A 7581-nucleotide genomic window follows, 5' to 3' on the forward strand; every position below is an offset into this window, starting at 1 on the left:
TTGGTATAATTGGGCCAAAGATCACTGTCATGGAACATTACGATGCCGCGTGGGGAGGGCGGCAACCACTTCATCTACCAACTTCGCGACAGGACCCGCGCGGCCAGATCGAAGGACTGGAGTGCGTCGGGCATGGGATGGCGGATGCGGCCTGTGACGCTGATCATCTGCGTCGGTTTGTCACCCACAACCTCGAGGCCAGTGCCCAGCTCGAACAAAACCTTTTGTGATCAGGCGCGCAGCCCATCGACTGGACACTCTACAAGAAGTGGCATCTCGTCGAATGTTTCTTCAATCGTATCAGAAGGTTCCGGCGGATCGCCCTGCGCTGTGAGAAAAATCTGTCATCCGTCAGAGCGTTCGTATCACTCGCCTGCGCAATGGATTGGTTTGCCCAAGTGAAGACGCCGCCAAGGGGCTCGTTGCTTTTTCTTTAATGCATCTCCTACGATGACATCGTCATGCCGGCCCCGCGCCGCGCGCCCCGATCAGGCGGCGCAGGATGGGGCGGGCCTGATCGGGGGTCATGCCGGGCCGCAGGGCGGGATCGTAGAGCAGGCTCAACAGGATCTCGTCATGGCGGGTGAGCAGGGCAAACTCGTCGTCGTCGTTGAAGATCGAGGGGCGCGCGGCGGGGCTGTCATCGGCCAGCCCCAGCCCCTGGGCCATTTCCTCGTGGATACAGGCGCGGCGCATCAGATCGGGATGCTCGGCCCGGATCCAGGCGATGGCGCGTGTGTAGCGGTGGGGGTCGCCGCCGCCGGAAAACGCGACCACGAGGCAGTGAATGGTGCGCGGCATGAAGCGGAACACGTTGAGCGTTGCAGAATCCAGATCCGGCACGATCTCGCGGACGCGCGCCAGACCCTCGGCGCGGTCATCCTCGCCCAGCACGAGGACGTGGAAATTGGGATCGCGCGCGCCGGTGCTGATGGGATGCTCCGTGACCCTGGACAGGCGCCTTGCATAGCCTGCTACCATGGCGCGGTCGTCGGCGCGCTGACCCGAGGGCACCGAGGCGCCGAATTCGACTGCAATGCGCACCGGCCCGGTCCATTTGCGCAAGCCACCTGACGCACCCGAGGAGGGGCGGTACCCTTCGCCCGGGGCGTATTCGTCATGGAACACGATCCGTTCGAAATTGCGGATGATGTCTGTATCGGTGAAGGGCGTGTCCGGCCCGCCGCCATCGGTGCGCAGGAGACCGCGGTCGCGCAGCGCGCGCTCTATCCGGGCGTAATAGGCGGCGAGTTGACGGCTTTGCGCCGACGGGGCGGGATCGGCAGGGGGTGCGGCCTCCGGCGGGCGGGCCTCGGCGCGTGGTGCGGTATCCTGCACGGGCGCCTCGCAGGCGGCAAGCCCTGCGAGCACGAGCGCTGCCAGACCTGCCCGGTACCTGTGCCGCATGGTGTGGATCAGCCCCTCTGGGCGGCGCGTCCGCCGGTTTCACCGCCGCCACGCCCCGCCTTGGCCGAAGCGAGCGTGTCGCGTAGTTCGGCTTCCATCTTTTGCAGGTCCTCTTCGGCGCGGGCGCGCCTCGCCTTGCCCTCATCGGCGATCTGCAGGCTTTCCTGGATCGTGCCGATTAGATCGGCATTGGCCTTTTTCACGGCCTCAATATCGAAGACGCCGCGCTCGATCTCCTGACGGATCGCCTTGTTGCTGTCGCGCAGGTTCTTGGCATTGGCGGTCAGCAATTCATTGGTCAGGTCATTGGCGCCGCGCACCGCCGCGGCGGCCTCGGCCGAGCGCTGGATGGTGACGGCTTGTGCCAGCTGCGTCTCCCACAGCGGTACGGTGTTGACGAGGGTCGAGTTGATCTTGGTCACGAGGCTTTTGTCGTTTTCCTGCACCAGCCGGATCGAGGGCAGCGACTGCATCGTGACCTGCCGAGTCAGTTTCAGGTCGTGCACCCGGCGTTCGAGATCGTCGCGCGCGGCGCGAAGGTCGCGCAGCTCCTGCGCCGTCATTACCTGATCGCTTTCGGGCGTGGACAGGATCTCGGCCTCCTTGGCGGGGATCTCGGTCTCGTCGAGCTGCTCCAGCCGGGCCTCGCCCGCGGCGATGTAGAGAGCCAGCTCGTCGTAGAAGGCCAGCGTCTTTTCGTAAAGCTTGTCGAGCGACTTGATATCCTTCAGCAGCGTGTGCTCATGGCCCAGAAGGTCCTCGGTGATACGGTCGATCTGGCCCTGCACCTCTTCGAAACGGGCGCTGAACTTGGCGATCGGGGCGGCGCGGCCCAATAGTTTTTCCCACCAGGACCGGTCACGGCGCAGGTCCAGCTCCGAGACCGAGAAGCCGCGGATCGTGGTCACGATCCCGCGCAAGCTGTCGCCGGCCGGGCCGACATCCTTGTTGCGCACGCCCTGCAGCATGGATTGCGAGATTTCCTGCAACTCGGCCTGCGCCTTGGCCCCGAAGGACACGATCGACTGGGTGTCGGTCATGTCGATCTCGGCCAGGCGGCGGTTGATCGCGGCGCGTTGCGTCGCGTCGGCCTGATCGAGCGACAGGGGTGCGTCGGCCTCGGCCGGGTCCGGCAGGGTACTGCGGCTCACGGTTTCGACATCCTCGAGCGCGGCCTCGGCCTGACGGCGTGTGGTCTCTGACATGGCATGTCCTCTCTACGCGGTATCCGGTGTTTCAAGGTGAACGCCCTCGCGCTCGAGACGTTCCCGCAGCACCTCGATCTCGATATCGAGATCGGTGCTGCTATCGGCCATCAGCGCGCGGGTCTTGGCGGTGAAATTGCGTTCGAGATCCGACAGCAGCGCGAGGAAATTCTCGCGCGCTTCCGGGTTGGGCGCGCGGGTGGCGAGATCGGCGTATTTCACCGCCGCATCGCGCGCACCCATCAGGTAGACGCCCAGATACTTGCGCGCCGCGGTCAGGTCGCGGGGATCGTCCTCGACGGTGCGCAGCATGTCGCGCACGGTGGCCTGGAACTGCTCCAGCCGGGCCTCGAGCGCGCGGTCGCCGACCCGGCGGATAGCGGTCGACATGGCGGCGAGGTAATCCTCGGCCTGATCGACGACGCGGGCGACACGGCTGCTCTGGAAGCTGTCGATGTCGCCCGCGTGCTTGTCGCGCAGCGGATCGAGCCCGAAGGCAAGCGCATGCAAGCCTGCCCCGGCCGCTGCGTAGATCACCGGCGCGAACAGGTCGCTGCCCGCCGCGGCACCGGCGAGGCCAAGCCCGACTCCCGTGGAGAGCGAGGCGAGGATCTTGCGCGGCACTGCGGGACGACGCGCGATCCGGCGCGCGTCATAGGCTTCCTCGGCGTGCAGCCCCTCGCGGGTCAGCCACGCGGCCAGCAGCAGCAGCCCGAGCGCGGAGAGGTTGATCGCCAGATCCACAGGACCGGATCCGAAGGCCCGCACCGCCAGCGGCAGCGGCGCGAAGAACAGCAGGTTGACACGCCCGCCCACGCGGGTGCGCCGCGCCCCGCGAAAGCCGCCCTTGGCGGGCTCCGGGGCGTCCTGGTCATGTCCCGGACTGTATTGCCCGCTGAACCGGCGCGCCATCAGACGCCCCCCGTTGCCGCGACAAAGAGGATCAGTGCCAGCAACAGGAAGAAGGCCAGTTTCTGCAGTCCCGTCCCGCTCATGAGGTTTCCGCCTACGGTCTTGTTCGCCTCAGAGAGTAGGCCAAGGCGCGCAGGCTTGCTAGGGGGAAGATGGGCGAGCGGAACCCCGGACGTCCTGCGTTTGGGTTCGGGTATTTCGGGCAAGATGTAAGCCGGGCCGCAGGCCTGTCGGGCACGATGTCCTGCGCGCTGTCGTGCCTGGCGGGTTTGCCCGCCTGCCCTGCCCGTCCCGGCAGGCAATCGCCGGGACGGTGGGGCGCATGTCGCGCGTTGCGAATTCGGGGCGAATTCGGGCGCTCAGTCCGAGAAGGTCGCGAGATAGGCCGCGACATCCTCGCCGCCCTTGCGCAGCTTGTAGGTCATCTTCGAGCGGCTGCCGATGTATTCGGACGGATCCTTGACATATTCGGCCAGCTTTTCCTCGGTCCAGACCTCGCCCTCGTCGGCCTTCTCCGCGAGCCCGTCGGAATATCTGTAATCCTCGACGCCGCCCATGGTGCGCCCGATCACGCCGTATAGGTTCGGGCCGACGCGGCCCCCTTTCACGATGGTCTCGTCCTCGGACGCGATCATGTGGCAGGCCTTGCACTGGTTGAACGTCTTCTCGCCCTTCTCGGCATCGCCCGCGGCGTGGACGGGCATGGCAAGGGTGATAAGCGTTGCGGATGCGGCGATAAGTATTTTCATTGGCTACCTCTTGTACGGTTTGGTTGCGTGAAACGCACCTTATCGGGAACCTCCTGTGCTGCAAGGCGCAATTTGGAAGCCATGGCAGGAAACCGTGCCCCGGACCCGCGCGACCGTGCGACATCGAGGGAGCGCCCGGTCGCGCCACAGCGTCCGAGTACGGGCGCTCAGGCGAGGTCGAAGACCGGGTCGAAGGATCGCTTCAGCGCCACGTCGAGATCGGCCATGGTGACCGGCAACCCCAGATCGACCAGGCTGGTGACGCCATGCTCGGTGATGCCACAGGGCACGATACCCGAGAAATGGCCGAGATCCGGTTCCACATTGATCGAGATGCCGTGAAAGCTGACCCATTTGCGCAGGCGGATGCCGATCGCCGCGATCTTGTCCTCGCTCACCCGCCCCGACGCAGTCAGCGGCTTGTCGTCGCGCGCGACCCAGACGCCGACGCGGCCTTCGCGGATCTCGCCGGTGACGTTGAACTCGGCCAGCGTGGCAATCACCCACGCCTCGAGCTGTTGCACGAAACGGCGCACGTCGCGGCCCCGCCGGCCCACATCGAGCATCACGTAGACCACCCGCTGGCCGGGGCCGTGATAGGTGTACTGCCCGCCGCGCCGCGTGACATGCACCGGGAACCTGTCGGGATCGGTAAGGTCGGCGGGTCGCGCGGAGGTGCCCGCGGTGTAAAGCGGCGGGTGTTCGAGAAGCCAGATCGCCTCTGGCGCCCCGTCAGAGGCGATTCGCGCGGCGCGATCCTCCATCACCGCGACGGCCTCGGGATAGGGCACGAGATCGGCGGAGATGTGCCATTCCACGCCATTTTGATCGATTTCAACGCGGGTTTGCGGTGTCATGGGCCAACTCGATGGACGGGATGCGCGAAAGTTGTGATATGCTGCGCGCATGCTCTGAACTGAATTAAGGGAGACGAGAGATGGTTTCAAAGAAAATTCTGATGGCCGCCCTAGCCACGACGGTGGCCCTGCCCGCAAGCTGGGCGGCGGCGGATTTCAAGGACGGTCTGGTGGGTGGGCTGGTTGGCGGGGCCGTCAGCGGCATTATCGTCAATGAAAGCGCCAAGGCGCGCGAGCGCAAACGCGGCACGGTAACACGAAGGGTCTACGTGCCGTCGAATTCGATTGCCCGCCAGCAGGTGCGCGAGGAGCAGACCGCGCTCAACTATTTCGGTTTTCCGGCGGGCACGCCAGACGGTGTGCGCGGCCGCAACACGCGCAGTGCCACGTCCCAGTTCCAGGCGCATATGGGCTATCCGGCGACCGGCTATCTGGCCGATTACGAGCGGCAGTTCCTGATCAGTTCCTATTACCGCGCGACCAGCGGCGGGGCGGCGACGTCGCAGCTGATCGCGCAGCGCGGCATGGGCACCCGCGGCCTGCTGCACGCCTACCGCGACCAGGCGGCAGGTGTACCGACCTACGCGGCGACGCAGGCGCCCGCGTTCCAGCAACAGCAACAGCAACAGCAACAGCAGCAACAGCAGTCACCGCCGCAGCAGCAATCGCCCGTGATGGCGGCGGTGCCCGAAGCGGCACGCGCGTCCCAGGCGCCGGCACAGACGCAAGAAGCCGAGCAAGGCTCCGCTCTGCCCAATTTCATGGCGTCGGGTGGAGACGGGCCGTCGCTGGCCTCGCATTGCAACCAGGTTAGCCTTATCACCAATTCCAACGGCGGGTTCGTGACCGAGGCGTCGCTGAGCGACCCGCGATTCGCGCTCAACGAACAGTTCTGCATCGCCCGCACCTACGCCATCGCCGAGGGCGAGACGATGGCGTCGTCGCTGAAGGGCGTGACGGCGGATCAACTCGAGGAACAGTGTCGCGCCTTCGGGCCCGCGATGCGCGACTACGTGGCGGCCGTGTCGCTCAGCCCGCGGGACGAGGTGATCAGCAATGTTCGCGGCTTCGTGCTGCAATCCGGTCAATCGCCGGCGCAACTGGCGGGCACGGCCAAGGTTTGCCTGTCGGTGGGCTACCGGATCGACGACATGAACATCGCGCTCGGCTCGGGCCTGTTGCTGACGGCGCTTGGCGAAGAGCCTTATGGCGAGCTTCTGGGCCATCACCTCAACGAGGGGTTCGGCACGACACGGCGCCCCGATCTGGCGATGGCGTGGTACGACTCGGCGGTCACCGCCCTCGAGAACGGGGCAGAGCCGGTCTTTGCCCCAGGCAACACCGAGCGTAACGCGCTGATTCGAAAGGCGGCGTTCAGATCTCAGGGCGCTAAGGCCCGCACCGGAGCAGACACGGTGCAACCCGCCTCGAGCCTGCCCACCTTCGCGCTGGAGTGACGGGGGGCGATTGGGCCGGACGTGAAAAAACTGTGCGGGGGCGATGTTTTTGCCCCTTCACAATCCTGCAGCATTTGCCTATGAAGCGCACAGTCTGATCACGAGCGGTCGTGGCGGAATTGGTAGACGCGCAGCGTTGAGGTCGCTGTGGGGTAAAACCCGTGGAAGTTCGAGTCTTCTCGACCGCACCATAATAGACCCTAATAAATTGAAAACATTGCATTAATTTCCAGGTTGTGGGTGTGGACCCCCATTTGGTCCACCCTGATGCGCGTGAAGTAGTGCAGTTCTATGTTCATCTAAGCTGCGAACCCAAGAGAACCTTCCCGGATGGCGATCTTCGCGTTACTCTCTTAATATCTAGGTATTTTCGTAACCCTGGGCATCGCGATGCTCTTCAATCATGGAGACATCGTGATGAGGACACTTTCAAAGCGCCAGCTGAAGGAGTTGGTTTTGTATTCGTCACAACATATCGCATGGCTGGAAAAGTCAGGCAAATTCCCCAAGCGGGTAAAGCTGGGCCCGAACAGAGTGGGATGGGTTGAGGACGAAGTGCTGGACTGGCTTCAGTCTCGGCTGGAGGGTCGCGAAAGCGCCTGAACGACGCTCCTGAACGGGAGCAAGGGTGGCTAGGGTGAATGCTTCAGTCACCCTTTTGCAATGGTAGCTCCCTGATCGGCGCATCTGAGCCAAGGAGCTGAATACAGGCCCTCCGGGAGCGATTGGCTAATTTGCGTGTCTCCAGCCGTGCCGATGCATTGGGTCAAATGACACCCTTTGAGTGCACCGCCGGACTGGTCCACCATCTCGAGAAATCGCTTTTGCTAGCTCGGATTGGTGAATACCCAACGCACGATGAGATTGGCCTTAAGTGTTCTATCCCGGATGATCACATGGACCCTCGCCGCTCTGGGCTGTTTGTGGCAAGGTCGATCCTGCGCGAGGTTCGGGACGGGAGGCGGGCATGCTGATTTCTCTTCACAAGCAGGCG

The 7581-nt window shown here is 64.4% G+C and carries 8 protein-coding genes and 1 tRNA gene; 4 read left to right on the top strand and 5 right to left on the bottom strand.

Going from position 1 to position 7581, the window contains the following annotated elements; all coding sequences use genetic code 11:
• Positions 1–29: 29 nt before the first annotated feature.
• A complete protein-coding gene (locus tag V8324_RS16875; protein ID WP_336421089.1) occupies positions 30–230 on the top strand; it encodes a hypothetical protein in 201 nt (66 codons plus the stop codon).
• Positions 231–459: 229 nt separating this feature from the next.
• Here the strand turns inward: V8324_RS16875 and V8324_RS16880 are convergent, their stop codons facing one another.
• The 5 genes from V8324_RS16880 to lipB form a co-directional block, all read right to left on the bottom strand.
• Complete coding sequence (locus tag V8324_RS16880; RefSeq protein ID WP_336421090.1) at positions 460–1407, bottom strand: DUF2927 domain-containing protein; 948 nt, start codon at positions 1405–1407, stop codon at positions 460–462.
• 8 nt (positions 1408–1415) lie between these two features.
• Entirely contained in the window at positions 1416–2612 is a 1197-nt protein-coding gene (locus V8324_RS16885) for a toxic anion resistance protein (protein WP_336421091.1), read from the bottom strand.
• Positions 2613–2624: 12 nt separating this feature from the next.
• Positions 2625–3524, bottom strand: a complete 900-nt coding sequence (locus tag V8324_RS16890; RefSeq protein ID WP_336421092.1) for a 5-bromo-4-chloroindolyl phosphate hydrolysis family protein — start codon at positions 3522–3524, stop codon at positions 2625–2627.
• 359 nt (positions 3525–3883) lie between these two features.
• Positions 3884–4273, bottom strand: coding sequence for a c-type cytochrome (locus tag V8324_RS16895; protein ID WP_336421093.1), 390 nt, complete (start codon positions 4271–4273; stop codon positions 3884–3886).
• 167 nt (positions 4274–4440) lie between these two features.
• Complete coding sequence (gene lipB, locus V8324_RS16900) at positions 4441–5130, bottom strand: lipoyl(octanoyl) transferase LipB (RefSeq protein ID WP_336421094.1); 690 nt, start codon at positions 5128–5130, stop codon at positions 4441–4443.
• An 80-nt stretch (positions 5131–5210) separates the two neighbouring features.
• On the opposite strand from lipB, the gene V8324_RS16905 reads away from it, so the two are divergent.
• The 3 genes from V8324_RS16905 (at position 5211) to V8324_RS16915 (ending at position 7190) form a co-directional block, all read left to right on the top strand.
• Positions 5211–6587: a peptidoglycan-binding domain-containing protein gene (locus V8324_RS16905; protein ID WP_336421095.1), complete on the top strand. Its 1377-nt coding sequence runs from the start codon at positions 5211–5213 to the stop codon at positions 6585–6587.
• Between the two features lie 104 nt (positions 6588–6691).
• Positions 6692–6778: transfer RNA gene (locus V8324_RS16910), tRNA-Leu, on the top strand.
• Positions 6779–7004: 226 nt separating this feature from the next.
• Complete coding sequence (locus V8324_RS16915; protein WP_336421096.1) at positions 7005–7190, top strand: helix-turn-helix transcriptional regulator; 186 nt, start codon at positions 7005–7007, stop codon at positions 7188–7190.
• The last annotated feature ends 391 nt before the right edge of the window (positions 7191–7581 follow it).

It is taken from the genome of Roseovarius sp. D22-M7 (genome assembly GCF_037083785.1).
Classification (GTDB): domain Bacteria; phylum Pseudomonadota; class Alphaproteobacteria; order Rhodobacterales; family Rhodobacteraceae; genus Roseovarius.

Coding starts and splice junctions, on each gene's coding strand:
- V8324_RS16875 (WP_336421089.1), top strand. CDS start 30: ATGGAACATTACGATGCCGCGTGGGGAGGGCGGCAACCACTTCATCTA.
- V8324_RS16880 (WP_336421090.1), bottom strand. CDS start 1,407: ATGCGGCACAGGTACCGGGCAGGTCTGGCAGCGCTCGTGCTCGCAGGG.
- V8324_RS16885 (WP_336421091.1), bottom strand. CDS start 2,612: ATGTCAGAGACCACACGCCGTCAGGCCGAGGCCGCGCTCGAGGATGTC.
- V8324_RS16890 (WP_336421092.1), bottom strand. CDS start 3,524: ATGGCGCGCCGGTTCAGCGGGCAATACAGTCCGGGACATGACCAGGAC.
- V8324_RS16895 (WP_336421093.1), bottom strand. CDS start 4,273: ATGAAAATACTTATCGCCGCATCCGCAACGCTTATCACCCTTGCCATG.
- lipB (WP_336421094.1), bottom strand. CDS start 5,130: ATGACACCGCAAACCCGCGTTGAAATCGATCAAAATGGCGTGGAATGG.
- V8324_RS16905 (WP_336421095.1), top strand. CDS start 5,211: ATGGTTTCAAAGAAAATTCTGATGGCCGCCCTAGCCACGACGGTGGCC.
- V8324_RS16915 (WP_336421096.1), top strand. CDS start 7,005: ATGAGGACACTTTCAAAGCGCCAGCTGAAGGAGTTGGTTTTGTATTCG.